The organism is Rummeliibacillus stabekisii, from assembly GCF_007988965.1.
GTDB classification, from domain to species: domain Bacteria; phylum Bacillota; class Bacilli; order Bacillales_A; family Planococcaceae; genus Rummeliibacillus; species Rummeliibacillus stabekisii.
The window spans coordinates 1-24,784 of record NZ_BJVD01000010.1 but is presented as its reverse complement, the minus strand read 5'-3'; the positions used below and the strand labels follow the sequence as shown (position 1 = coordinate 24,784).

The following is a 24,784-nucleotide window of genomic DNA, read 5'->3' as shown; positions in this document are numbered from 1 at the left end:
AAAGGAGATGGATAATGACAATAAAAAGTAGATTTTTAACTTCATATATTGGCGGTATTGTGATTGCGAGTGTCACAATTCTCTCTATTCTATGCATTGTCTTTTATGTCACAACAGGATCTATTCCCACACCTAAAACATTGTACCAGACTTTTACGAAGCAGCGTTCTTTGAGTCCGGATGAGGGGCTTGCTTATGTAGAACTACGGAATATTGCTAAGATGGATCCAGACAATCTTTTAGAGCAGGATATCCAAAAAAGATTGCAACAGATTGAGCTGAAGTCACTTGGCGTTGTCATCCGGCATGAAAAGGAAATAGTATATTATTCAAGGGGACTAGTAGAAAGGTCTCTTGTTGTACATTTCCCGTCTTTTGATAAGAATAATATTGAGACAAAGGGCACAATAGATAATGCAGGTGGACTCTACCGTTATATTAAGTATGATTTTTTTTATAGCGATAAGTCGAAGGGCAGCGTTTTAGTGTTAAAGAAAGAAAATAGCTTTTTAGATTTCCTGACAAAATGGGGAATTATTATTATTCTCTTCATCTTTCTTGTAGCTATCACGGCAATGCTCTTTTTAAATCAGTTTTTAAATAAGACAATTATTAAGCCACTAGAAAATTTAGGACGGACCATGTCTGAAATTCGAGAAGGAGATTTAATGATTGAGGCACCAGCATTACCTCCAAAGACAGCAAAGGAGGTACATGAACTGACCTCCAACTTTGAGAGTATGCGGTTAGCACTTTTAGATTCTATCCAGGAGCAGCGTAATCTTGAAAAAAATCGTAAAGACCTAATAGCCAGTATTTCTCATGATTTAAAAACACCGATTACCACCATTATTGGTTATGTTGAAGGTTTACAGGAGGGTGTTGCTGAAACACCTGAAAAAGCGAGAAAAGTATTTGAGGACCATCCATTCTAAATCAATTGCATTGAATAGATTAATTGAAGAACTTTTCCTTTATTCAAAGTTTGATGCAGAGGCCATTCAGTTCTACTTTGAGCGTATACAGCTTACAAAGTTCCTTACACATATCGTGGAGGAGTTCCAGCTATATAATCAAGAAGTTCATTTAGAGTTGAACGTAGAGGAGGATGTGTATGTTTATATTGATCGAATGCAGATGAATCGGGCCATTATTAATTTAATAGAAAATAGTATGAAATTTAAAAAGCAAAATGAACTATTATATATAATTTTAGAAGTAATAGTCGTGGATGATCTAGTTGAAATTAAAGTAAGGGATAACGGGCAAGGAATTCCGGAATCCAAGCTCCCATATGTATTTGATCATTTTTATCGTGGTGAAGAAGCACGTACCTCAACGACAGGCGGAAGTGGTCTGGGGCTTGCCATTGTAAAGCAGATCGTTGCCAAGCACAATGGCCGTGTAAAAATTCAAAGCAAGCTAGATTATGGTACAACAGTGACAATAATCTTGAAAAAGGCTTAAAGGAAGTGTCAATGACTCGTGCCAACTCGTATATTAATCATCGAGGATGATATCAGTATTGCAGAATTACAGAGAGATTATTTAGAAATTAATCAAATACAAGCAGATATCGTGACAGACGGTTTTGAGGGGATGAATCGAGCATTAAACGAGCCTTTTGATTTAGTTGTCGTTGATTTGATGCTCCCCTCTATGAATGGTTTTGAAATTTGTCGACGTATTCGTGAAAAGAAAGATATACCACTTATAATTGTGTCTGCAAAAAAGGAAGATATTGATAAGATCAGGGGGCTTGGTTTAGGCGCTGATGATTATATAACGAAACCATTCAGCCCGAGCGAGTTTGTCGCGCGTGTACAAGCTCATAGTAAACGTTATAAGCAGTTGACAGGTACTGGACAAACACAGGATTATTTAGAGATGAAAAATATTATAGTTGATAAAGCTGCACGGAAAGTATTTGTGTTAGATCAGGAAGTTATTTTTACAACGAAGGAATTTGATTTGCTCGCGTTCTTTATGGACCATCCAAATCGCGTTTGGACAAAGGAACAGCTTTTCCGTCAATTATGGTATATGGACGATTTAGATGGAGATGTTTTTACAGTTGTTGTCCATGTTGGACGAATACGAGATAAATTGAAAAAAGCGAAACTATCCGAGCTGCCGATCGAGACAATTTGGGGCAGCGGATATCGCTTTAATAGTTGAAAATATTGTTGTATTCAAGAAAATAAAAAACTGCCCACTAAGTATGAGAGGCAGTTTTTTATTATCAGATAATAATGTGAAATATTTTTCATTTTCACAAGTTAAATTTTCGTTGTTCCGGCATTTTTTCGCGTAAATAGGATACCGATTATTATAGCTAAAATTAATAGAATAATGGTTAACAGCAAGGTTTTTATATAATATTCATTATGCGTATCAGATAGTAACTGTACGCTGTAATTTGCTAATTTCCATGGTGAGAAATGCCAGTATTGGCCAATCAATGAATCGATCATAACACCAAATGGGATGACAATAATGGTGAAGGTTGTTGCGAACGCTGTCTTAAATATAGCGCTAAACATTAGCGCAACAGCTGTGGCAAATACAATCCATACACAATAGGACATAACCATTTGAATAAAGGACATAGTATCAACTGATCCATATAAAATAGCTGTATAGTACATACTGCCAGCATAGCCTAAGCTAACACTTAGAATGCCTAGTAAGCTTCCTACAACCCATTTACTCATAAATAAAGCAAAAAAAGAAATAGGTCTCACGTATATAAGGGTTGCTGTACCGTTTTGTCTTTCACGGTTAATCATCCCTGCTATTGTAATGACAAACACGATAAGGCCTATCGATTGGAATTGACCAGTAGAAGCCATCAGAATATCAATTGGTACAAAGTCTGGTAGTGAAAGAGAGAATCCATCGGGCATATTGCCGACAGCATTTAAAATGTCTTCCATATAATAATTTGTTAATGGATCTGTAATTCCTAGCAAAATAAATAGTAGCGGCATCCACAAGAACTTGAAGCTTCTCCAGCTTTCACGAAATTCTTTTTGAAGTAGTATAATGAAAGTCTTCATTGTCCAACCACCTTCATAAAAATTTCCTCTAATGTCATCGTCACTCGTTCCACTTTTAATATAGAAAATGGCAGAACAATAAGTTGGGACATGAGCTCTTGCATCGTTGGAAAGCCATCTTTTATTTCTATAAAAGCATAAGATTCCTCTACTGTGGTTGGTAGCTGTGATTGTGTGGCAAAGAGTGATGCCTCTTCTTTACTTGTAAATTGAATCTTATAACGGAATGAATCAAATTTCGTACGTATATCCTTCAAGGAACCTTGCTCTACTAATTGCCCCTTTTTTAAGAAGAGCAGCTGGTCTGTCATTTCCTCTGCATCATTTAAGATGTGAGTAGAATACAAAATCGTTGAATGTTGCTGCAATTGTTTTAATAGATTTATAACTTCCCGTCTCCCAACCGGATCAAGAGCGGATACAGGTTCGTCTAATATGAGGAGCTTTGGTTTGTGGACGATGGCTTGAGCAATACCAAGCCGTTGTTTCATACCACCTGAAAATGTGGACGTTTTCTTTGATCTATCGTTCGTTAATCCAACGAAATCCAACACTCTTTCTGCCTGTTTTTTTGCATCCCTAGATGGTACACCGTTTAGCTTTCCAGTCATCTCGGTAAACTCTAATGCCGTTAACCAAGGATAAAAGTTAGGGTATTGAGGCAAAAAGCCAATTTCTTTTCGGATATCTTGGGTATCATTCATTCTAATAGATCCATTGGTTGGTTTTAGTAAGCCCGTGAGCATGGATAAAGTAGTCGTTTTTCCAGCTCCATTTGGACCAATTAATGCAGTGGAAGTCCCTGCTTCAAGTACGAAAGACAAATCATCTACTACTTTTTCTCCACCAAAAACCTTCGTAAGATGTTCAATTCTAATCATGAAGTTTTTCTCCCAAAAATAAAGTAACAGATTGGTCCAATCGTATTGAGGAATATGATGACAATAGCCCAAACCCATTTTGGACCGTTCGTCTCATGAATGCGTATCAAATCAATTAATGCAACAATAAATAATATAAACTGAATAACAAGGAGTGGGGCGACTAACGCCCAATTAATATCTATCACTATAAATTCACCTCTACTTTTTAAATTAGGAATTAATTATAGATCCCCTAAATTAAAGTATCATTCGAATCCATTAAAAATTCCTTTTTTGGGGCTTTTGCTGACTTTACATATTGTTCTTCTAATTGGATAATAACAGAATATTTGAACGTATTGTATCTATTAAATCAGTTTGATAGGTAGGGGAATGTAAATGTAGAATTATTTGCTCTAAATCACAAAACAAAAGAGAGGATTAAGCTTATTTAAGTCGTTTACGAGCAGAGTTCTGGCTTTCAGAAACAGAGATATGTTTTAATGCCTTTCCTAATCCATAGAGAGGCATATTTCCATAAATCGACTCATAGTTACCACTACATACTCTATATGTTTCATGATAAATTCCCACTGCATCATTGTTTCCGACTTTTTGATTGAAATTTTTCCATGCTTTTAGATGTAGATTGTTTTTTGAATAAGAAAGTAAATCATCAATAGAGCGCCAATACTGGACCATAATGGTTGTTCTAAGGCCAAAATAGGTTTCCATTGAAAGAAAACCTAATTCTTCTTTGTTCACATACAGCTCTTTAACCATCCCAGGCATAGCCTTAAATACAGGAAGCCATTTGTGAAAGGCTAATCGCTTGTTGACCCTCATGCCAATAATAAAAACAACAATATCCTCGTCATTTGCCGTTGTATAACGCCCTGTATAAATTTTCTTAGCCATTTTATTCCCCCTAAACTGATATTTGATTAAGAGTGGAGGTGCACCACTCAATGGCGGCCATTGTTATCCTTTTTCCGTAATCTAATGTAAACAGCCAATATTGAGAAGCATCATTGTTGTAGGTAGAAATGGTATGTTCAATATTTTTATATGTTTCATAACGAGCCTCTAATTTTTGCTTATACTCTTCGATTAGGGAAATAGTAGATTCTTTTGATTGATAACTTCCAAAAAACAGTTTAAGTAAAATCTCATTTCGTTCAACCGGAATTTGTTCAACCGGCTCTTCCAACCAAGTTTTTAAAGCATTCCTTCCTTTTGGCGTAAGGAAATATTCATTACGATCAGGCTTGCCTTTTTGAGTCGACGTATGGACTTCTGCTAATCCATCTTGGACAATCATCTTTAATGTCGGATAGATTTGGCCATAACTAATTTTCCAAAAGTGGTTTAAACTCTCGTCAATTAGCTGCTTAATAGCATAGCCAGTACGGCATTCTGTAGTTAAAATTCCAAGAATGGAATAGGTTGTATGATTGTAATTTTTCAATGTGACCATCCTAACTAAAAGATATATATCATTTTGATATATGATACTTTACTTTATGAAAAGAATCCACTCCATATGAAGTGTCTTTGTAGAGAACATGTATGTATTTTTAGGAACTTTAAAGATCTTACTAGCTTTGGGGACCAAAAAATCTGAAAAAACATGCCGTAACAGCGAGAGAGTGCCTCTCGTATATTTCTGCAAATTTTCCCTTGTGTAAACGAATGGAGCACTTTCTTAGGATGCTGTAAGGGCAGGGTTAGACTCTAACTGAAAAAGAATTATATAAAGCTATCAGTCATTTAATTCAAAGACTACTGAATAATTAATGGTTAGGAGAAAGGAATTTCTTAATTTAATTACTCAGCAGCCTAGTGATTTATTTTACGGAATAATTATGAAACATCCCCCAATTTTCTTGTCTGGCAAATGGGGGATAGGCTGACACAAAGTTAACCACTATGGTTGCTTGATCAAGTATGGGGTAGTTCTGAAAAAGAAGATTGTCGCCATAACGAATAGCGGTTAATGCAAGGGGCAATTCACGTCTAAATACTTCATAGCGTTTCGCTGAGATAAGTTGATTAAATGGCTCTTGGTCAATATAAACATACACACAATAGTATAAGAAACTACTATTTTCTTTCCATTCACCCAATACTTCATCTCGCATAGAGGTGACCTTATCCCATGCATAATGATTACCAATGGTTAAAAATAGATCTCCAGTTAAATCCGAGTGAGTTAGCGTATAACGTCTTGAAATTAGGGGCTCCACAGATGTTATCGCATCTCTGTATTCTACGGATAATTTTTCAGGAGAAAATTTGGTCAAAGTAGTCAACTCCCATTGTTTTTTATCATTTTATGCAGTTTTTATAGTGTTGTTATTCCAAATACAAATGATTAAGTCGTTGTGGAGCAGAATGACGATATTCAGAAACAGGTATATGTTTTAACGCATTCCCCAAACCAAAAGAGGCAAATTCCCATAAATTGATTTATAATTTCCACTACTTACTTAAGAAGAATTAGGGTTTATTTCCATGGAAACCTATTTTGGTTTTAGAACGACCATCATGGGTCAGTATTGGCGTTCTATGGAAGGTTTACTTTCTTAAACAGCCAATGTTGAGAAACATCCAAAAGTGGTTTAAACTTTCGTCAATGCGTTGCTTAATCGTTTAGCCAGTTCGACATTTCGTCGTAAACCCATTATGGAAGTATTGGTAGCAGATTGGAAAGGGTGGCAGGCGTACGCTACCTTTTTCTTTGGAGGTCCTTATATGATGAAGACTTATAAAATGTATTACAAATCACCAATTGGATTAATTGAAATAATTGGCACGAATGAAGCGATCTATTCCATTTTATTTTCTGAAGAGGATATCACAGAAAAATTTTTATTAGAGGAAACACCATCTGTTGTAAAAGCTTGCTACACCCAGTTAGATGAGTATTTTAAAGGATATCGTCGGAATTTTTCTTTTCCCTATGCATTAGAAGGAACTGACTTTCAAAGGACAGTATGGGAGGCGCTAAAAGAAATTCCCTATGCAGAAAAAAGATCCTACAAGTATATTGCCATATCCATAGGGAATGAAAAAGCTACTCGCGCTGTAGGAAACGCAAATGGAAAAAATAGGCTAAGTATTGTCCTTCCTTGTCACAGAGTGATCGGTTCTAATGGGAAATTAACTGGTTATGCAGGAGGGCAATGGAGAAAAGAATGGCTGCTTCAGCATGAGCACACTTATTTTGAAGAACAGGGAAATAATGAATAAAGAGATATTTGATTAATAGAAAGAAGGGTTCCTTCTGTTAAAGAAACCCTTCCAAAACCAATACCATTAAACTACTTTAAGAGTTACCTCAATATTGCCTCTTGTAGCATTAGAATAAGGACAAACTTGATGAGCTGCCTCTACAAGTTTTTGAGCTGTTTCTTTATCGACACCCTCAACTTCAGCCTCTAATTCCACTGCAAGTTTAAATCCATTGTTTTCACCTTTGAAAATGGAAACATTTGCTGTGACTGCCGTTGATGTTACCTCTTTTACTCTTTGTGTTTTGATGACAAGGTTTAATGCTGAATCAAAGCAAGCTGAGTAACCAGCCGCAAATAATTGTTCAGGATTTGTACCATAACCGCCTGGTCCACCTAGCTCTTTTGGTGTCTTTAAATCTAGGTCTAATACATTGTCTGATGAAACTACTCTTCCTAATCTACCGCCTACTGCTGTTGCGCTTGCTGTGTATAAAACTGTCATTTACATTCCCACCTTTTGTTTAAATTTAAATCGTGTACGATTAAATCTTATAAGATTTAAATGAAAGAGTCAACAATTACATCTTTTTTGATTAAAATTTGTATTTTACCTTGATACCCTCAAATAAAGCGCCTAAACTTAATCGCAGACGTTAAAATTTTTAGTATCTCTTGATAAGGTACATAATAGTAAAGTATAAGTTTTTGTTATTTAGGAATGGGAAGAGAAAAAATAATATTATTGTATATAAAGGAATGAGCATGTTGGATGATTTTTTTACTTTAGAAAACCAACTTTGTTTTTCAATCTACGAAGCGAGCAGCCAATTTAACAAATTATATGCAAAGGTGCTTCAGCCATTTGGCCTTACCTATCCTCAATACTTAGCCTTATTAGTGCTATGGGAAAAAGATGGTCTTACGGCAAAGGAACTGGGCAATCGGTTAAATTTAGGTACAGGTACTTTAACGCCAATGATTAAAAGGATGGAAGCGAATGATTGGGTAAGAAGAGAGCGTTCAACAGTAGACGAACGAAAAGTCTCTATATACCTGCAACCAAAAGCTCTCAAAGAAAAACAAGCCATTATCACGAAAATCTCGGCTGACGTTAAACCATGTAATATTGAATTTGAAGAGTATGAAGAATTGATGAATCAATTAAACCTTCTTCAAAAGAAATTAAAGCAACAAAATGAATCGCTTAGGAAATAATAAAAAGCAAAGATGAATTCAACCACGCTATAGGAAGAAAAATGCCAGCACCTCTAATCATGTAGAGGTGCTATTTGTTTGAATTGTCTATTTAGGCTTATGTTAATATATAAAAGAAATTATGAGATAAAGTAGTACATAGGCGATAATTGATAAAAGTGTGAAGCTGGGGGATTATTTTGTGACTAGGACAACATTAACCAATATGTGTATGATTTATGATAAAGAGAATAATAAAGTTTTAGTTCTTGATCGGATTAAGTCTTGGAAGGGAATTTCTTTTCCTGGTGGAAAGGTTCAGGACGGCGAAAGTTTAATTGATTCAACGATTAGAGAAATAAAAGAGGAAACAGGATTAACCATCTCTAATTTAGAAGCCTGTGGAATTATATATTTGTATAACGATGAAACAGGCGAAAAGTATTTTGTTTTTAATTATAGAACAGAGGATTTTAGCGGAACTTTGCTAGATAGAACAGATGAAGGCCGTATTTTTTGGGTAGATACGGAGGAGTTACCAAAACTGAATTTTGCTGAAGGAATGAAAGAAAGGTTACCAATGTTTTTAGAGAAAAAGTATTCAGAAGGATTTGGGGTTTGGAATGAACAGGAATCAAGACAAGTAAAGTGGCAGTGAATATAACACTTATTGAAAGATAGGTATATTCAAACAAAGGAGAAACCCTTATTGAACTTCAAAAGAATATCTTTACAGACGAAAATATTTGGCCTCGTATTTGCCTTAGGGCTGTTGTTAATTTTGCTGTTAACTGTGTTTTATAGCTATATGGAAAGTAAACAGATAGAGGATAATAAAGGAAGAATGGCCTTAGAGTTATCTAAAACAGTCTCTTTTATGCCGAATATTATTACTGCTTTACAAATAAAAAATCCATCCAATGAAATACAACCCATTGCAGAAAAAATCCGTAAAGAAACAGGTGCTGAATTTATTGTTGTGGGAGATAAGAATGGGGTCAGATACTCTCACCCTCTACAAGCAATGATTGGTAAAAAAATGAAGGGCGGAGATAACGAAAAAGCTCTTCAGGGTGGGAAATACTATGTATCAAAATCAAAAGGATCGCTCGGCCCTTCTATTAGAGGGAAATCGCCCATTTACAATAAAAAAGGAGAAATTATTGGAATTGTATCAGTAGGTTTTTTACTTGAAGATGTTCATGAGCAGTCAAAGAAAAACATTATTAAAGTTCTATATGTCTCTCTCATTGCGTTAATTATATCCTTGATTGGCAGTTCATTACTCGGTCGTAACATTCGCAAGGATACCATGGGTCTAGAACCATATGAAATCGCTCGGCTTTATAGAGAGCAGGAGGCCATATTACATGCTGTGAAAGAAGGGATTCTGGCCATTGACCAGGAGGGGTTCATTACCACGATGAATCAAACTGCTAAAAACCTCTTGAACATTCAAGGATCTGTCATTGATTTTAAGGTAGATGACCTTTTTCCTTCTGAATATCTGTATGAAGTAATCAGAACAGGAACACCTCAAATAGATAAAGAAATAGTGTGGAAGGAAAAAACAATCATTGTGAATTGTACACCTCTTTATAATAAAAAGGGGAATCTTGGAGTAGTTGCCTCTTTCCGAGATAAAACGGAAATTGAACAAATGGTCAACACAATATCTGAAGTAAAGAGTTATTCAGAGGATCTTCGTGCACAAACCCACGAATTTACTAATAAATTATACGTATTGATGGGATTGCTAGAGCTAGGAGAGTATGAGGAAGCGATTGATATGCTCCATCAAGAAACGCAGATGCTTCAAACTCAAAATTCTATTGTCTTTAAACAAATTAAAGATACAAAAGTTCAGGCTATCCTCCTAGGCAAACTAGGAAAGGCATCGGAAAAGAAGATTACGTTTGATATAGCCCAAGATAGCTATTTAGATTCCCTTCCTTCTCATATAAAACTGTCAAATTTAATAATTATCCTAGGAAATTTAATTGAAAATGCTTTTGAAGCTGTGTTGGATTCTGACATTCCAACTGTAAAATTCTTCACTACTGACATTGGAAGTGATATTATCTTTGAAATTGCTGACAATGGAAAGGGAATTAAAGAAGAAAATTTAACATATCTTTTCCAAAAAGGATTCACTACGAAAGATTCAGATAGGATGGAAACAAGAGGATATGGACTTTCAAATGCAGAAAAGGCTGTTACAGAGATGAATGGCATGATTGAGGTTCAAAGTACGCTAGAAACCGGAACGATATTTACCGTCTATCTTCCTAAATATTTGTAAAGGGGAGAAAACATGAACAGAATAAAAGCAGTTATTGCAGAAGATGATTTCCGAATTGCAGATATACATGAAAAATACTTATCAACATTTGATGAAATAGATGTAGTTGGAAAGGCGTTAAACGGTGAACAAACCCTTGAATTAATTAAGTTAAAGCAGCCGGATTTATTAATTTTAGATGTATTTTTTCCCGATATGATGGGCACGGATTTACTTCCTCTTATCCGAAAGGACTTCCCTAAGGTAGATATTATTATGATTACGGCTGCTACTGATAAAGTATTTATTGAAACGGCACTAAATTACGGAGTAATCCATTATTTAATTAAACCAGTGAATAGGGAACGCTTTGATGAAGTTATCTCAGAATATATAAAAAGACATTCCATACTTCTGTCGAATCAGGAGATAAACCAAACGTATGTAGATCTTCTTTTTGGCAAAAGTTTCGATCAAAAGATGAAGAAAAATTCAGGACTTCCAAAGGGAATAGATGAAATAACCTTAGAGAAGGTCCAGGCTGTTCTTCTTACAAAGCGAATGGGACTTTCAGCAGAGGAAGTAGCAAAAGAAATTGGGGCTTCACGAATTACAGCGCGCCGATATTTGGAGTATCTTTCATCGATAAATGAAGCCAAAGCTGAGGTTGTATATGGAATCGTTGGAAGACCGGAAAGAAAATATTATCCTGTTTAAAGAGGGCTATTAAATATAGCCTTCTTTTTTTATGCTTCATGAACAGTATGAACAAAATATAGCATTATGTACAATAATAACTTTAATTTGAAAACGTTTTCAGTAAACAGAAAATTATATATTATTAATTTACTTATAAAAGGGGTGAAGAATAATGCTTGCAACATTAGGATTTTTAATGATTATAACATTCATGGTGCTCATTATGACCAGACGCTTATCTGCAATGATTGCTCTGATAGTGGTTCCAATTGTTTTTGCCTTATTTGGGGGATTCGGCAAAGATATGGGTCCTATGGCATTAGAGGGGATCAAGAGTGTGGCACCTACTGGGATTATGATTTTATTTGCTATTCTCTTTTTTGGCATTATGATTGATGCAGGGGTATTCGATCCTATTATTAATACAATTTTAAAGGTTGTTAAAGGTGATCCTGTAAAAATCGCAATTGGTACAGCTGTACTTGCCTTGTTAATCTCACTTGATGGAGATGGAACTACCACATATATGATTACTATTTCAGCAATGCTACCACTTTACAAACGTATTGGAATGAAACCATTAGTACTTGCGGGGATTGCAGTTTCAGCTTCTGGTGTAATGAATCTTCTTCCGTGGGGAGGCCCTACAGCCAGAGCGATGACGGCATTGAATTTGGAGATGGGGGATATCTTCACACCAGTCATCCCAAGTATGATTGGCGGAGTATTGTTTGTTTTGTTTATGGCTTACACCCTTGGTAAAAAGGAACGTAAAAGAACGGGTGTATTAGAAATTAACTATGGTACAGAAGCGATGGCAGCAGCAACGACGGCTGATGAAAGTCTAAAGAGACCGAAACTTATACTGATCAACTACTTACTGACAATCATCCTGTTAGTAGCACTGATTCGTGAAGTTTTGCCAACTACTGTCTTGTTTATGATTGGTTTTGCTATTGCTATTACAATGAATTATCCTAATTTAAAAGAACAAAAAGAAAGAGTCATGCACTACGCAGATAATGCATTGTCCGTAGTTTCCATGGTATTTGCAGCTGGCGTATTCACAGGAATACTTTCCGGAACAAAGATGGTTGATGCTATGGCTAATGTGGTTATTACGCATATTCCAGATGCCTTGGGGTCACACTTTGCCATAATTACTGCCATCATTAGTGCACCCTTTACATTCTTTATGTCCAATGATGCCTTTTACTATGGGGTATTACCGTTACTCGCAAAAGCAGCAAGCGGTTATGGAATTGATCCAGCTATGATTGGCCGGGCGTCATTATTAGGGTTGCCGGTACACTTATTAAGTCCTCTTGTGCCATCCACGTACTTATTAGTAGGAATGGTTGGCGAAGATTTTGGTAGTCTACAACGTACCTTCTTGAAATGGGCATGTGGGGCTACAGCTGTAATGATTTTAGTAGCCCTTATTTTCTCCATTATCCCTATCTAACGATTGATTCCAAAAACTCTCTATATTGAGTTTTTGGAATTTCATGTTTAAATGGATATTAAATTTACCGTTCTTTAACCGACGCCTTATATTTAATTTGAGGAGGTATTTATGGCTATATTTTTTGAGATTTTAGTAAACGTCATACTGCCCATATTTATCTTAATTGGGCTCGGGGGTTATCTCCATCGTAAGTTTTTATTTGATATGAACACTCTATCTAAATTGAATACCTATTTACTAATGCCTGCAGTCAGTTTCACTAATATTTATGAAAATAAAATTGGCGGCGAAACATTATTGCACATTCTGGGGTTTTTAATTATACAAAGTATAATCTTAATCCTCTTAAGCGGAGGCATTGCGAAAGTTGCAAAATTCGATAGAGGAGTATCCTCTGTATTTAAAAATAGTGTGGTTTTAGTTAACTCTGGGAATTTCGGTTTGCCAGTCAGCCAGCTTGTGTTTCAACACAATCCATTAGGGGCATCTATTCAAATTGTTGTGATGATTTATCAGAATTTGCTTACCTATACCTATGGGTTGTTTAACTCAGTTTCAATAGATAAAACCAAGGGGAAAGCACTGAACGGCTTTTTAAAAAACCCAGTGATTTATGCCTTCTTGCTAGGCTTGCTTCTTCATACTTTACATATAAAGATTCCTTCTTTTTTGTGGGAACCTATTAAAAATTCTTCTAATGCTTTCCTTGCTGTAGCTCTAATTACATTGGGCGCTCAAAGTGCATTTCTTCAACTTAAGCAGTTTTCGCTGTCTTTACTTATGAGTTTAGTAGGACGACTAATTTTATCTCCTGCAGTAGCATTGCTGATTATTTTTATTTTGAAATTGGATGGGGTGACGGCGCAGGCTTTGTTCATCGCAAGTTCCTTCCCAACCTCAAGAAATAGCGCACTTTTTGCTTTGGAATATGATAACCATCCTGAGTATGCGGCACAAGTTGTTTTAATGTCGACCATTTTTAGCATGGTCACTGTGACAACTGTTATTTATTTATCTACGATTTTGTTTTAATAATAATCAGTGTTAAATGGAAGGGAAACCGAAATAACGGTTTCCCTTTTTGTATCTTGAAAAGATTGACAGTTATATCGACTGCTGATATAGTTTATATCAACAGACGATATAACGATTGGCGGTGTAATGATGGAAGAGAATGCGCCTTTAACAGAAGGGGTTTATTATATCCTTTTAGCTCTGTATAAACCAAGGCACGGATATGGGATTATGCAATTTGTTTCGGAACTTAGCAATGGACGTGTAGAGCTTGGTCCAGGCACGATTTATGGAGCAATAAAGACATTGGTGAAGCGAAAATGGATTGTTCCTTTAGATGATGATGGACGGAAAAAAGAATATGTAATTACGGAAGCTGGAAAGTTGTTGATTGAAGCTGAAATAAAACGACTTGATGAGTTGCATCACAATGGGTTACTCATTACAAAGGAGGAGAGACAGCAATGAAGAAGGTAAAGTTTCGCTTTTATTTAGATTTTGAGAAAGAAGAAAAGTGGATTAATGAAATGGCGCAAAATGGTTGGCATCTGGAAAAGTTTTTCTTGGGTCGATTTACTTTTACAAAGGGAGAGCCAGGTGACAGTATTTATCGTAATGAATTTATTACTGGGATGTCTGTCCTGGAAAAGAAGGAGTACTTTGAATTTCTGAAGGACAGCGGAATTACCATCGTTCACGAGTCTGGCGGCTGGGTCTACATGAAAAAGGCGGCAGCAGAGGGACCCTTTGAAATATATACAGATACAAAATCAAAAATTGATTATTATAAGCGTATTTTAAACATTTTTCTAGTACTCTTTTTTGTGAATTTATCCCTGGGTATAATGAATGTGAACATTTATACTGATAATTCAAGTATAGAGATAGCTAATGCCTCTATTGGCGTAATAAACATAGCTGTTGCATTACTTATAGCCGTCCCAATTGTAAAAATAATAAAAAGAAAAAAAGGATTAGAGGAAGAACAGCAATTTTTTGAGTAAGGCTATCTAAATTTATTCTGAGATTGTAATATCCTTTCTATATGTGTTGAGAAAATTTCTTAACAATCGTTTGTAGTTGTTGCTTGTTTTGCATAAATTGTTTTTTTCGGTGGCCGTTAGCTCCAGAAGGATGAGGGAATCCAAAAAGACATCTTTCCATAGGGATCTCTCCTTGTTTCGCTAAGTCGGAGATGACTTCTGTTACAGCTTTACCTAAGGGAACGAGAAGATAGTCTTGTTTAATTTCTTTTAGCTCATGAAGAAATATATGATATGCATAATTGGTTAATAGGGGAGAACGGCCAATTTTTGGCGTATGCCCTGTATAATTCTTTTCCTTCACAAAGACAGGGTACTTAATCACAGAAGTGGTATGTAGAAGGTTAAAATGTTTCTCGAATAATTGCCGAGTTGACGAAAGCCCAAATGCTTTATTCATTTCACATTCATCAAGCATCTCAATTAAGTTTTCCCTCATTGTACCCGCAAAACCGGCTGCTCTTTTTGATTGTTCTAAAATTTGGTCGGTTGAAGCACCTTCACGTAAACAAATTTTGGCTTGTAGTAGGGCAGCCTTCATCTGTGTCCACCCAGGAGTAATGCCTACTATAACTACTTTGGCATCTCGATTAATGTACTCATTGTGAGGGGCATAGTACATTTCAATATTGTTGTCTTTTTCAATGAGAAAGTTGCTATTCAATACGTCATCTGGAGTGATTATATTAGATTCAGGCAAGCTATTGATATATGGCAGGTAATGCTCCAATTTAATTTCGTTTAGCATCGCGTTATACATCCTTTCGAGAGAAATGGAGTAGGAATAATTTCATCATAGTCATTTTGTATAATACATTCCAGTAGCAGGAACTAGCAAAAGCAATGTTTCACGTGAAACAGAATGAAAACCCAACCCCACTAAGAACTCAGAAGGATTGGGCTTTAAGCTTTAATTTTCAGATTGCGAGTGTAACCAACCCATGGCAACATTCGCGTGTAAAGCTGCTCCATATTTAAAAATATCTTCATTTTGGAACATACGTGGATTATGAACAGGTGGGGCTCCTTCTTCTCCTGTACCTAACACAACAAAAGCAGAAGGGACTTCCTGAGAAATGTAAGAAAAATCTTCCGAACCACTCATAACGCCATTGTCCACAATATTTTCATCGCCCATTACTTCTTGAAGTAGGGGAGTTATTTCGTCAACAAATTTAGGGTTATTATAAGTTGTTGGCGTATGGAAATCTGTTATTGAATATTCTCCGCGCCATGCTTTTACAACATAATCAATCATTTCAGGAATTCGTTCACATAGATAATCACGTGTTTTTTGATCATAGCTACGCATATTGCCGCTAAGTACGCCCTTATCAGGGATAACATTGGTTACTGTACCGCCATTCATTGCTCCGATTGAAAACGTTACGTTTTGGTCGGGCGCCGCCTCACGTGTGAAGAGAAGATTTAAACTTGTATAAAGCTGATTCATAATCATATTCGCGTCGACTGTTTTATGTGGCTGTGAGCTATGACCACCATTCCCTTTGATGTCTACAATGTATGTATCCATTGCTTGTGTTAAAGTCCCTTTACTAACAGACAGAGTTCCCGCTTGTTGATCTGGCATGATATGAATGCCAAATGCTACATCGACTTTTGGATTTTCAAGTGCTCCGTCATCAATCATTAGTTTAGACCCAAAACCCCATTCTTCTCCAGGCTGGAAGAAAAGTTTCACAGTCCCTTTTAAGTCTTCTTCATGATTCTTCAAAAGCTGTGCAGCTCCTAGTAGCATCGCTACATGAGAATCGTGGCCGCACGCATGCATTTTGTTTTCAAGCTGTGATTTAAAATCAACTTCAACTTCTTCTTGGATGGGTAAAGCATCCATATCGGCACGAAGTAGAATACAGGGAGTTCCATGACCAATCGTTGCTATGACGCCCGTACAATTCTCTTGTGAACTAAATCCTGCTTTGATATATTTTTCTCTGACCTCATCTGGCACAGTCCCGCACGATGTATAGGGTATTTCCATTTCATCTAACCGTTCTTGAATATATTTTTGTGTATGTGGAAGATCAAAACCAACTTCAGGGTGTTTATGTAAATGTCGGCGATCCTTAATAATTTGTTCTTCATAATTCTTTGCTTCCTCAAAAAAATTAATCATTCTAGCATCCTCCTTTAATTAATACAAGTGTAATAGAAGATCATTAATTAGGACCCAACCCGATGGAATTAGCGATAATGATTAAGATGAATGCCGCAAAATGTAGCAATAGGAATAATTTTAATGAGAATTTTACCCAATCAGAGTAACTTACATTAGACATGCCAAGAGCTGCCATTAAGCCCCCAGAGGTTGGCCATAAATAATTTGTAAAACCATCTCCAAATTGGTAAACGACAACCATTATTTGTTGATTGATACCTAATATTTTTCCAAGAGGGCCCATGATCGGCATTAAAATCATCGCTTTTCCGCTTCCTGAAACCACAAAGAAATTAAAGAAAATCACTACAATAAATAAGACAAGCAGGGTAATGATTGACCCCGTGTGACTAAGCATGCCAGACAATGCGTGGACAGCTGTATCAATTATTTTTGCTTGATCCATCAGTATCATCACAGAACGTGCGAACCCTATAGCTAGTCCCGTAGGTAGTAGACGAGCAGCGCCTATACCAAATGTTTCAGCAGCATCACTTGGATTTAATCGCAATACGATAATTAAGAAGATTGCATAAATAGCATAGATGGAGGATAGCTCAGGCATTCCCCATCCAAGGTGTATAGCTCCAAAGGCACTGCCTATTAAAACAGCGACAAGCCCGATTAATGCCACTTTCCTTGGCCATGTAAATGCTTCTTCTTCATATTCAGCTTTTTTAGTATGATCCAGCTGCTCTAAATATTCATTAAATACAATACTTTTTGTAGCATCTGCTTTTGTTTTATTGGCATATCGCAGTATATATATTGCAGAAATAATCAAAAAGACAATCAATGAAACAATTCGAAAAATGAGCCCTGAATAGATTGGCAAGCCAACAATTGTTTGGCTAACGCCAGTAGTATAAAAATTAACTACGCCTGATGTAAAACCAATGGCTAAACCAATTGTCGACGTAGCGAAAGCCGTAATTCGGTCATAACCCATTCCCATGATGACAGCCATTGCGAGAGGGATAAAAGGTATGCCACCCTCACCAAAGCCAATTGTTCCTAGGATAGAAAATAAAGCAAGCAATGCAATAATGATTAGCTTTTCCTTGCCCTCTGCAATCTGCAACAGCTTATGAATACCCGCAGCGATAGCTCCGGATTTTTCAAGGATATAAAGTGCTCCGCTAGCAAAGAGCAACATCACTATAATATCCGCCGACTGTACAACTCCATTATGTAATGCTGTAAAGAAGTCCATAAACGAAATAGGATTTTTGTTTTGGATATAATGAAATACATCCGTATTGAGTTTGGTAATACCGGTTTTTGGATCTACAGTACGTTCATACTCGCTGCTTGGTACAATCCATGAAAGGATGACTACTAGCAACATGACGAGCAAAAACATAATATAAACATGTGGAAAGCTAAACCCCTTTTTTTCCCCTTTTTTAAACATACATTGTCCTCCCAATTCCCTAGGTAGCTTTTCAGAAAAAGCATACTAGCTTGTAGATCAAATGCTATCAGCCCTAATCCCCATTAGGCGTCGCCGTTTGATTTTAACCATGAGCTATACCCATAAATAGTTCTACTCCTGTTTCTATTAGTTCATCTCGGAAATCATATTCATGTGTATGAACTTGAGGATAATCCTCACCATTACCGATAAAGCAATACGAGCCTTTTGTAAGCTTTGTAAAATGGCCGAAATCTTCGGATCCACGGAATGCTTCTTCTAATTCAATTAATTTCATCCCTTTTGCTTTGGCTGCAGTTCGTATTTTTTCTGCGCTCTCATTATGATTAGCGGTTTCTGGAAACTCATCATTATACTCGAAAGCTACTTCCAATCCATATTCTTTGGCCTGTTCTTCAGCGAAGTTCACGAGATTTTGTTGAAGCTGGTCTAATTCTTTTTCATATAAAGCGCGTATTGTTAACCGAATGACCCCTTTGGAGGCAGCAATCCCAAATGCTTTTTCACCGATATCAACTTGAACAACTGTACATAAAATTAAGCCATCGTTCTTTTGTGGTGAAATGAATGTCGGAATTTCTCTTACGATATTGGCAATTGCAATAGAAGGATTGGTTCCTTCTTCTGGTTGACTAGCATGTGCTGGCAACCCTTTAAAATATATGGACATACCTTTGGAAGCACAAAGCATAGTACCGTCTATGATATTGACCGATTGATAGGGAAGGCCACTCATATTATGATAGGCAAAAATCTCATCAATATTATTTTCTACAATAAAATCAACACATTGAATGGCACCATCGCCCGTTTCTTCAGCAGGTTGGAAGAGAAAATATATATTATTCTCAGCTCCATTCTGATCAATTTCAAGGGCAAATCCCGCCAACGTAGCAGAATGTCCATCATGACCGCATTTATGCGCCTTCCCTGGAAACTTTGAAGCCCATGGAACATCAATGACTTCGTCCATAGGCAATGCGTCAAAGTCAGCTCTAAAGGCAATATTCTGTTTATCTTCCCCAGCATGGAAAGCAGCATAAAACCAATTTCCTTTATCAACAATCTCAAGGTTATTTGTATGCGCTTTCAAGAATTGGATTAAATGTTGCTTTGTCCAATGCTCTTCATTGGATAGTTCAGGATGCTGGTGCAATTCATGCCTTAATTTCTTTGCGGCTTCATAGTTTTGTATATTCATTTGCAAACCTCCTATAAAGTATATTGTATATTGTACATTATATTTTATGTTTTTCAATAAAAAATAATTCGAAAAGTCCAACTATTGTTGGTCCCTTCGAATGAGGAAACTAAGTATAAGAAATGTATTAACAGAATGAGAATTGCATAATAGGGTGATTTTTAAAATTTAGGATAGATTTTTTTTTGAAACAACGGAAAGGTGAAAGTGAATAGAAAGGATGATAATGAAGAAGGAAATCTGTACGTTTATAAAACATTTACAGGGCATATATAGATTATCTTTATCTAATCATCTATATTACACGCAGCTTCCCACTTCGGCGGAGGAAGTGGGGGTCACTTCAAGAGATAGCGAATAATAGAAGAGTTGAATAAATACCCACAATCCTATAAGGGAATAATATCAATCTTATCTGAATTCCAATGAACATCTCTCATGTGTTTTTCTAATACGTCGATATCTCCAGCTCTGAATAATTCGATCATCTTTTTGTGTTCATTATTTGTCTGTCTAAGCTTTTCCTTTGTGAATTCAACATTCTCTAGATTGTACATATTTTTTAAGAATTTCTTTTCTAATTGGTGAAGCAAGCCTACAATACTTTTGTTTGGACAAATGGAAAGGTATACGTTGTGAAATTCCTCTTGCATTTTATGATACATATTGAAGTTTTCCGTATTAATTGCCAGATCGATGCTTTGCACATAAAACTCCATTTCTTTTAGATGTTTCTCATTAAGTAATGGTGCTGTAAGAGATGCGGCTAGTCCATCGAGCGTTCCAATAATCAAGAAGGTTTCTTTTGCTTCTTCCTTTGTTAATCCCTTTATCACAAAACCTTTTCTTGGAACATATTCTAACAATCCATCTGAGGATAGTTGAATTAAAGCCTCTCTAACAGGTGTTCTGCTCACATTTAAACTTTCGCTAATTGCACTCTCATTGACTTTGCTGCCGCTAAGAAGTTCGTTATTGTTAATTTGTTCTACAATATAATTATAAACATGGTCTTTCAATAACAAGTATTGACTCATTTAAAATACCTCCGTTATTTATTTGGTTAACATTAATTTAAAATATATACAAAGTATCTGACTGTCGTTCTATTCATTATAAAACGAACTCTATCTAACTGGAAGAGCTGGTATTTTCTAAAATGTTCTTTGTAGTCAGTAGTCGTCACAATTTAAAAGGTGTACCTCTTTCCATGAGGTACACCTTACTAGAATAAAGAGATATAGTTATGCTATTTTTCTATTCTTTCCTTTTTTCTTTCCTCTAATTGTTCTATATACTCTTGGTATTCCTTTTCTACTTCTGAAGTAGATGGAAGAAATGCTTCATTATTAAAGTCAACCCGTTTCCCATAGCGGAGCATTTCATAGATAATCATGCCATTATTGGGCTTAGAGTTAGTGGTGATCATTGGAATGATATCGAACATTACATAATAAATAGCGTAAAAAACAAATCGATCTAAAAAAGTCTTATACTCCTCTCCCCATCCATGTGCTACAGAAAAATTAATCAAAAAAGCTACAGTTAGATTGGCTATAATAGGGCCTGCATAGATGCAGACATATGCAAAGTTGCTCTTCCGTTTGATCCCATCATAGGAAAACCAGCTATACAAATGATAATATTTACGAATATCAATCATGCCAATTTTAAAGATCCGGGGACCAGTACCAATGGTTACTCTTGGATTTATAACCCCAAATAACCAGCTGACAATAAGATATCCGGATTCTCTAATTAACAAGACTACAGGCAAGATAATAAAGGCTGAGATGACAAGAGACAAAAGATCTTTTAGTCCAAACATAAGTAACCATTGCCAAAGGAACGTTTTTATAAACGTCCATATTATGGTTATTTAATAGTCTTAAAACTAAACATAAGCATCCTTTTAGCCAGAATCTTTAGGACATAGTATACTTAAAAAATATTGTAACAAGGAGCTGGTATGATGACACAATCATTAAAAGGCAAAATAGCATTTATTACGGGTGGTGCTCGCGGCATCGGCAAAGCAACAGCTATCGCTTTAGCTAAGGAAGGCGTAAATGTAGGATTGCTTGCCAGAACAGAAGAGACTTTAAAAGAAGTAGTAAAAGAAATTGAAAGCATAGGTGTAAAAGCAGCTTATGCAGTTGCTGATGTAGCCAATAAACAGCAGGTTGAAGAGGCTGTTGAAGCTTTGACAAATCAATTAGGACAAGCAGACATTTTGATTAACAGTGCAGGTGTTGCAACATTCGCGAGTGTTCTAGAAATGGATCCAGAAGAATGGAAACGCATCATTGATACTAATTTAATGGGCACATATTATGTAACTCGTGCTGTATTGCCACAATTAATTGAGAAAAATGGCGGAGACATTATCAATATTTCTTCTACAAGCGGCTTGGGCGGCGCAGCAACATCAAGTGCATATAGTGCATCCAAATTTGCTGTGATTGGTTTCACAGAATCGCTTGCACAAGAAGTACGCCGTAATAATATTCGTGTATCTGCATTAACCCCAAGTACAGTAGCGACAGATTTGGCGCTTGATCTAAGCTTGATTAAAGACAATGACGAATCTAAATTTATTCAGGCTGAAGATCTTGCTGAATTCATTGTAAGTCAATTGAAATTAAATTCACGCATGTACATTAAAACAGCTAGCTTTATTGCAACAAATCCATTTTAATGAAAAAGGAGTTGGTGATTTTTTTATCATCAACTCCTTTATTATTTATATTAACCTACTGAATAGGTAGACGAACAATAAACTTGCTTCCTTTATCTAGTTCACTTTTCACTTGAATTGTGCCGTCATGAGACTGCACAATCCACTTGGCAATGGAGAGGCCGAGGCCATAACCACCGAGTTCACGAGAGCGAGCCTGGTCTGCGCGATAGAAGCGCTCAAAAATCCGGTTATAATTAGCTGGATCAATCCCTATGCCTGTATCTTTCACTGTCATACACAGCTCTTTATCACTTATGGAGAGGGAAAGACTTGTCTCTCCACCACTTCGATTATACTTAATCGCATTATCCAATAAAATATAAAGAAGTTGGGTTAATCTTTGGGGATCTCCTGTAAGGATTAATTGATTAGGCGTGTCATAATGAAGGTTGACTTCCTTAGCTTCTGCAAGTGGACAAACAGAGTTTATGACTTCTTCGACAATAGGTTGAAGATCAAATGTTTCTTTTTTAAGTTCAATAGCATCACTGCCCGAACGTGCCAGTGTTAGTAAATCACTCACCAATCCAGTCATTCTTTTTACTTCTTTCTTCATTCCTAAAATAATCTTTTTTTCGTAGGACTCTTCTTCTAAATCTATAACTAATTCTAAAGCGTTGATAGATGATAGCATCACACTTAAGGGCGTACGCAACTCATGCGAAGCATCTGCAGTGAACTCTTGTTGTCTTGAAAAGGCATACGTTATTGGAATCATAGCTTTTTTCGACATATAGTGGCTAATAATAAGGGCAATCACTGAAAAGAGTAGAACTAATCCTAATAATATGATTAAGAGCCATTTGAATATCTGGTGTACAACTGAGATATCTTTGCCAATATATAAGGTGCCGATCGTTTCACCATGGTAGTTAATAGAGTGTTTAGCAATGAGTAAGCGGATGTTGTTTGTTGTTTTGATTGGTTGAAAGGCATCTTTATTATCGGTAAACTGACCCCTTTTTGGAAACTCTGCCTGAACTGTTTCTTGGTACATATTTTCTTGATTCTCTTGTTTTTTAGTAAGAGTTTTAAGTAAGTTATCACGCATACTAGGTATGACTTCATTACCTAGTACTAACTCTCCTGAATTATCCATAATGTAATAAAAAAATTGATCTGCATCATTCATAAGAGAATCTTGATATTTAAAGCGCAACTGCCCTTTATTGTTGTGTGATTGAAGATAGGATTCGATATTTCTAGCTTCATGATTCAAGTTTCCTTGGAGATTACGTTCTTGATTCTTAAAAATGGTTGTATACAACAAAAAGTAAACAACAGCTGTAAAGAGAAGGAGGAAGAGCATAAGCAATCCACTGTATAATGCAGTTAAACGAAATTGAGTCTGTTCAAATATATTTCTTTTACGGAATAAGCGGGAGAATGGTAGTTTAGCAATTTTCAAGTGTATAGCCAACTCCTCTTATGCTCTTAAGCAAATCATATTGATCAACCATTTCTAATTTTTTTCGTAGCAATTTTACAGTTGCATCTATCGTTTTCATCGAAACCTCTGCATCAAAACCCCATACACGTTCTAATATGATATCTCGTGTTAGCACCTGCCCTTTATTTTGTACTAGTAAATCGAGTAGCTGAAATTCTCTCGGGCTTAGCTGTATATTTTTTTTACCTTTAACGATCGTCTGGTTTGTTCGATTCAACAGAAGGTCCTGTATCCATATTTTATCTTCTATAAGTGGGGCAAAGTTGCGCCGAGAAAGTGCCCTTAAACGTGCTAAAAGTTCATCAATTTCAAACGGCTTTATAAGGTAATCATCAGCCCCGGCATCTAAACCATTAATTCGATCTTTGACTGTATCCTTAGCTGTAAGCATTAAAATTGCACCGGTATATCCATCACTTCTTAGCTTTTGGCAAATCGAAATTCCATCCCCATGGGGCATCATCCAATCTAAAATAATGAGATCATAATAGGAGGTGGTGGCATATACGTAAGCATCTTCGCCTTCCTTGACCCAATCTACTTTATAGCCACCTTTCTTTTTCAACATAAAGCTAGTTAATTCGCCAAGCTGCAAATCATCTTCAGCTAAAAGAATATTCAAATCTGGCACACCCCATTTCCATAGTGTAATGTCTTTTTTCTTATAGTACTTCTTTCTTTTACGGTAGAAAAGAATTCTTTAAAAAAACTCGTACCACCACAACTAAGTTGTAGTGGTACGAGCACTGAAATATCTTCTGAATGTGATAATTAGCGTTTTGAATCAAGCTTTTGTATTTCTTCTTGGGCTTGATCAATTAGTTTTTGTGCTTTTTGTTTCGTCTTTTCATCTAACTTATCCAAGCTCTTTTCTAATTCTTTATTTCCTCTTTTTTTCGGGTGATCAGGAAAATTGACACCT

At 36.2% G+C, this 24,784-nt stretch carries 28 protein-coding genes; 13 read left to right on the top strand and 15 right to left on the bottom strand.

What is annotated here, in order from left to right; all coding sequences use genetic code 11:
* The first annotated feature begins 14 nt into the window (after positions 1-14).
* Genes RST01_RS16135 through RST01_RS13505 form a run of 3 tightly spaced genes read left to right on the top strand, consistent with a single transcriptional unit; the run spans position 15 to position 2,178 of the window.
* Positions 15-935: a histidine kinase dimerization/phospho-acceptor domain-containing protein gene (locus RST01_RS16135; RefSeq protein WP_221298010.1), complete on the top strand. Its 921-nt coding sequence runs from the start codon at positions 15-17 to the stop codon at positions 933-935.
* Positions 916-1,467 carry a sensor histidine kinase gene (locus RST01_RS16130; RefSeq protein WP_221298011.1) on the top strand — a complete coding sequence of 184 codons (552 nt, stop codon included), beginning with the start codon at positions 916-918 and terminating at the stop codon, positions 1,465-1,467. The genes RST01_RS16135 and RST01_RS16130 overlap by 20 nt, the downstream gene beginning before the upstream one ends.
* An 18-nt stretch (positions 1,468-1,485) precedes the next feature.
* A complete protein-coding gene (locus tag RST01_RS13505) occupies positions 1,486-2,178 on the top strand; it encodes a response regulator transcription factor (protein WP_147197540.1) in 693 nt (230 codons plus the stop codon).
* Positions 2,179-2,279: 101 nt separating this feature from the next.
* Here RST01_RS13505 and RST01_RS13500 read toward each other — a convergent pair whose 3' ends face one another.
* The 6 genes from RST01_RS13500 to RST01_RS13475 all read right to left on the bottom strand — a co-directional run bounded on the left by RST01_RS13500 (position 2,280) and on the right by RST01_RS13475 (position 6,225).
* Positions 2,280-3,059, bottom strand: coding sequence for an ABC transporter permease (locus RST01_RS13500; protein ID WP_147197538.1), 780 nt, complete (start codon positions 3,057-3,059; stop codon positions 2,280-2,282).
* A complete protein-coding gene (locus RST01_RS13495) occupies positions 3,056-3,940 on the bottom strand; it encodes an ABC transporter ATP-binding protein (RefSeq protein ID WP_147197537.1) in 885 nt (294 codons plus the stop codon). Before RST01_RS13495 ends, RST01_RS13500 begins: the two co-directional genes overlap by 4 nt.
* Entirely contained in the window at positions 3,937-4,128 is a 192-nt protein-coding gene (locus tag RST01_RS13490; RefSeq protein ID WP_184117590.1) for a PLD nuclease N-terminal domain-containing protein, read from the bottom strand. Before RST01_RS13490 ends, RST01_RS13495 begins: the two co-directional genes overlap by 4 nt.
* A gap of 241 nt (positions 4,129-4,369) precedes the next feature.
* A complete protein-coding gene (locus RST01_RS13485; RefSeq protein ID WP_147197535.1) occupies positions 4,370-4,840 on the bottom strand; it encodes a DUF4188 domain-containing protein in 471 nt (156 codons plus the stop codon).
* A gap of 10 nt (positions 4,841-4,850) precedes the next feature.
* Positions 4,851-5,390 carry a PadR family transcriptional regulator gene (locus tag RST01_RS13480; protein ID WP_147197533.1) on the bottom strand — a complete coding sequence of 180 codons (540 nt, stop codon included), beginning with the start codon at positions 5,388-5,390 and terminating at the stop codon, positions 4,851-4,853.
* A 379-nt stretch (positions 5,391-5,769) separates the two neighbouring features.
* On the bottom strand, positions 5,770-6,225 hold the full coding sequence (locus RST01_RS13475; protein ID WP_147197531.1) for a staygreen family protein: 456 nt from the start codon (positions 6,223-6,225) through the stop codon (positions 5,770-5,772).
* A 451-nt stretch (positions 6,226-6,676) separates the two neighbouring features.
* On the opposite strand from RST01_RS13475, the gene RST01_RS13465 reads away from it, so the two are divergent.
* Positions 6,677-7,174, top strand: a complete 498-nt coding sequence (locus RST01_RS13465; protein WP_147197529.1) for a methylated-DNA--[protein]-cysteine S-methyltransferase — start codon at positions 6,677-6,679, stop codon at positions 7,172-7,174.
* 66 nt (positions 7,175-7,240) lie between these two features.
* Here the strand turns inward: RST01_RS13465 and RST01_RS13460 are convergent, their stop codons facing one another.
* Entirely contained in the window at positions 7,241-7,660 is a 420-nt protein-coding gene (locus RST01_RS13460) for an organic hydroperoxide resistance protein (protein ID WP_066791091.1), read from the bottom strand.
* A 260-nt stretch (positions 7,661-7,920) separates the two neighbouring features.
* On the opposite strand from RST01_RS13460, the gene RST01_RS13455 reads away from it, so the two are divergent.
* From RST01_RS13455 to RST01_RS13420, 8 genes are all read left to right on the top strand, one after another.
* Positions 7,921-8,373 (top strand): MarR family winged helix-turn-helix transcriptional regulator, encoded by a 453-nt coding sequence (locus tag RST01_RS13455; RefSeq protein ID WP_201787691.1) that lies wholly within the window; start codon positions 7,921-7,923, stop codon positions 8,371-8,373.
* Positions 8,374-8,554: 181 nt separating this feature from the next.
* Positions 8,555-9,010, top strand: a complete 456-nt coding sequence (locus RST01_RS13450) for an 8-oxo-dGTP diphosphatase (protein WP_147197527.1) — start codon at positions 8,555-8,557, stop codon at positions 9,008-9,010.
* 51 nt (positions 9,011-9,061) lie between these two features.
* A complete protein-coding gene (locus RST01_RS13445) occupies positions 9,062-10,654 on the top strand; it encodes an ATP-binding protein (RefSeq protein ID WP_147197525.1) in 1,593 nt (530 codons plus the stop codon).
* A 12-nt stretch (positions 10,655-10,666) separates the two neighbouring features.
* Complete coding sequence (locus tag RST01_RS13440) at positions 10,667-11,350, top strand: response regulator (RefSeq protein WP_147197523.1); 684 nt, start codon at positions 10,667-10,669, stop codon at positions 11,348-11,350.
* A 154-nt stretch (positions 11,351-11,504) separates the two neighbouring features.
* The gene (locus RST01_RS13435) at positions 11,505-12,797 is read left to right on the top strand and encodes a CitMHS family transporter (RefSeq protein WP_147197521.1); all 1,293 of its coding nucleotides are present in this window, start codon (positions 11,505-11,507) and stop codon (positions 12,795-12,797) included.
* A gap of 111 nt (positions 12,798-12,908) precedes the next feature.
* Entirely contained in the window at positions 12,909-13,832 is a 924-nt protein-coding gene (locus tag RST01_RS13430; protein ID WP_147197519.1) for an AEC family transporter, read from the top strand.
* Positions 13,833-13,961: 129 nt separating this feature from the next.
* Entirely contained in the window at positions 13,962-14,282 is a 321-nt protein-coding gene (locus tag RST01_RS13425; protein WP_147197517.1) for a PadR family transcriptional regulator, read from the top strand.
* Complete coding sequence (locus tag RST01_RS13420) at positions 14,279-14,818, top strand: DUF2812 domain-containing protein (RefSeq protein ID WP_147197515.1); 540 nt, start codon at positions 14,279-14,281, stop codon at positions 14,816-14,818. The genes RST01_RS13425 and RST01_RS13420 overlap by 4 nt, the downstream gene beginning before the upstream one ends.
* 37 nt (positions 14,819-14,855) lie before the next feature.
* Here RST01_RS13420 and RST01_RS13415 read toward each other — a convergent pair whose 3' ends face one another.
* The 6 genes from RST01_RS13415 to RST01_RS13390 form a co-directional block, all read right to left on the bottom strand.
* Positions 14,856-15,605 carry a hypothetical protein gene (locus RST01_RS13415; RefSeq protein WP_147197513.1) on the bottom strand — a complete coding sequence of 250 codons (750 nt, stop codon included), beginning with the start codon at positions 15,603-15,605 and terminating at the stop codon, positions 14,856-14,858.
* A gap of 162 nt (positions 15,606-15,767) precedes the next feature.
* A complete protein-coding gene (locus RST01_RS13410; RefSeq protein WP_147197511.1) occupies positions 15,768-16,994 on the bottom strand; it encodes a M20 metallopeptidase family protein in 1,227 nt (408 codons plus the stop codon).
* Positions 16,995-17,037: 43 nt separating this feature from the next.
* Complete coding sequence (locus RST01_RS13405) at positions 17,038-18,450, bottom strand: YfcC family protein (protein WP_147197509.1); 1,413 nt, start codon at positions 18,448-18,450, stop codon at positions 17,038-17,040.
* Between the two features lie 103 nt (positions 18,451-18,553).
* Complete coding sequence (locus RST01_RS13400; protein WP_147197507.1) at positions 18,554-19,672, bottom strand: M20 metallopeptidase family protein; 1,119 nt, start codon at positions 19,670-19,672, stop codon at positions 18,554-18,556.
* Between the two features lie 389 nt (positions 19,673-20,061).
* A complete protein-coding gene (locus tag RST01_RS13395; RefSeq protein ID WP_147197505.1) occupies positions 20,062-20,709 on the bottom strand; it encodes a GntR family transcriptional regulator in 648 nt (215 codons plus the stop codon).
* Positions 20,710-20,921: 212 nt separating this feature from the next.
* Entirely contained in the window at positions 20,922-21,500 is a 579-nt protein-coding gene (locus RST01_RS13390) for a hypothetical protein (protein ID WP_147197502.1), read from the bottom strand.
* A 144-nt stretch (positions 21,501-21,644) separates the two neighbouring features.
* On the opposite strand from RST01_RS13390, the gene RST01_RS13385 reads away from it, so the two are divergent.
* A complete protein-coding gene (locus RST01_RS13385) occupies positions 21,645-22,370 on the top strand; it encodes a 3-ketoacyl-ACP reductase (protein ID WP_147197500.1) in 726 nt (241 codons plus the stop codon).
* A 55-nt stretch (positions 22,371-22,425) separates the two neighbouring features.
* On the opposite strand, the gene RST01_RS13380 is transcribed toward RST01_RS13385, so the two are convergent.
* Both RST01_RS13380 and RST01_RS13375 read right to left on the bottom strand, forming a co-directional pair.
* Complete coding sequence (locus RST01_RS13380; protein ID WP_147197498.1) at positions 22,426-23,820, bottom strand: sensor histidine kinase; 1,395 nt, start codon at positions 23,818-23,820, stop codon at positions 22,426-22,428.
* Entirely contained in the window at positions 23,807-24,484 is a 678-nt protein-coding gene (locus tag RST01_RS13375; RefSeq protein ID WP_147197496.1) for a response regulator transcription factor, read from the bottom strand. The genes RST01_RS13380 and RST01_RS13375 overlap by 14 nt, the downstream gene beginning before the upstream one ends.
* Positions 24,485-24,784: the final 300 nt, after the last annotated feature.

What these genes read in the sequence shown, in the direction of transcription:
- RST01_RS16135 (WP_221298010.1), top strand. Translation starts at nt 15, where the DNA reads ATGACAATAAAAAGTAGATTTTTAACTTCATATATTGGCGGTATTGTG.
- RST01_RS13430 (WP_147197519.1), top strand. Translation starts at nt 12,909, where the DNA reads ATGGCTATATTTTTTGAGATTTTAGTAAACGTCATACTGCCCATATTT.
- RST01_RS13495 (WP_147197537.1), bottom strand. Translation starts at nt 3,940, where the DNA reads ATGATTAGAATTGAACATCTTACGAAGGTTTTTGGTGGAGAAAAAGTA.
- RST01_RS13385 (WP_147197500.1), top strand. Translation starts at nt 21,645, where the DNA reads ATGACACAATCATTAAAAGGCAAAATAGCATTTATTACGGGTGGTGCT.
- RST01_RS13425 (WP_147197517.1), top strand. Translation starts at nt 13,962, where the DNA reads ATGATGGAAGAGAATGCGCCTTTAACAGAAGGGGTTTATTATATCCTT.
- RST01_RS13500 (WP_147197538.1), bottom strand. Translation starts at nt 3,059, where the DNA reads ATGAAGACTTTCATTATACTACTTCAAAAAGAATTTCGTGAAAGCTGG.
- RST01_RS13395 (WP_147197505.1), bottom strand. Translation starts at nt 20,709, where the DNA reads ATGAGTCAATACTTGTTATTGAAAGACCATGTTTATAATTATATTGTA.
- RST01_RS13390 (WP_147197502.1), bottom strand. Translation starts at nt 21,500, where the DNA reads ATGTTTGGACTAAAAGATCTTTTGTCTCTTGTCATCTCAGCCTTTATT.
- RST01_RS13455 (WP_201787691.1), top strand. Translation starts at nt 7,921, where the DNA reads ATGTTGGATGATTTTTTTACTTTAGAAAACCAACTTTGTTTTTCAATC.
- RST01_RS13435 (WP_147197521.1), top strand. Translation starts at nt 11,505, where the DNA reads ATGCTTGCAACATTAGGATTTTTAATGATTATAACATTCATGGTGCTC.
- RST01_RS13410 (WP_147197511.1), bottom strand. Translation starts at nt 16,994, where the DNA reads ATGATTAATTTTTTTGAGGAAGCAAAGAATTATGAAGAACAAATTATT.
- RST01_RS13420 (WP_147197515.1), top strand. Translation starts at nt 14,279, where the DNA reads ATGAAGAAGGTAAAGTTTCGCTTTTATTTAGATTTTGAGAAAGAAGAA.
- RST01_RS13460 (WP_066791091.1), bottom strand. Translation starts at nt 7,660, where the DNA reads ATGACAGTTTTATACACAGCAAGCGCAACAGCAGTAGGCGGTAGATTA.
- RST01_RS13440 (WP_147197523.1), top strand. Translation starts at nt 10,667, where the DNA reads ATGAACAGAATAAAAGCAGTTATTGCAGAAGATGATTTCCGAATTGCA.
- RST01_RS13465 (WP_147197529.1), top strand. Translation starts at nt 6,677, where the DNA reads ATGATGAAGACTTATAAAATGTATTACAAATCACCAATTGGATTAATT.
- RST01_RS13415 (WP_147197513.1), bottom strand. Translation starts at nt 15,605, where the DNA reads ATGCTAAACGAAATTAAATTGGAGCATTACCTGCCATATATCAATAGC.
- RST01_RS13485 (WP_147197535.1), bottom strand. Translation starts at nt 4,840, where the DNA reads ATGGCTAAGAAAATTTATACAGGGCGTTATACAACGGCAAATGACGAG.
- RST01_RS13405 (WP_147197509.1), bottom strand. Translation starts at nt 18,450, where the DNA reads ATGTTTAAAAAAGGGGAAAAAAAGGGGTTTAGCTTTCCACATGTTTAT.
- RST01_RS13400 (WP_147197507.1), bottom strand. Translation starts at nt 19,672, where the DNA reads ATGAATATACAAAACTATGAAGCCGCAAAGAAATTAAGGCATGAATTG.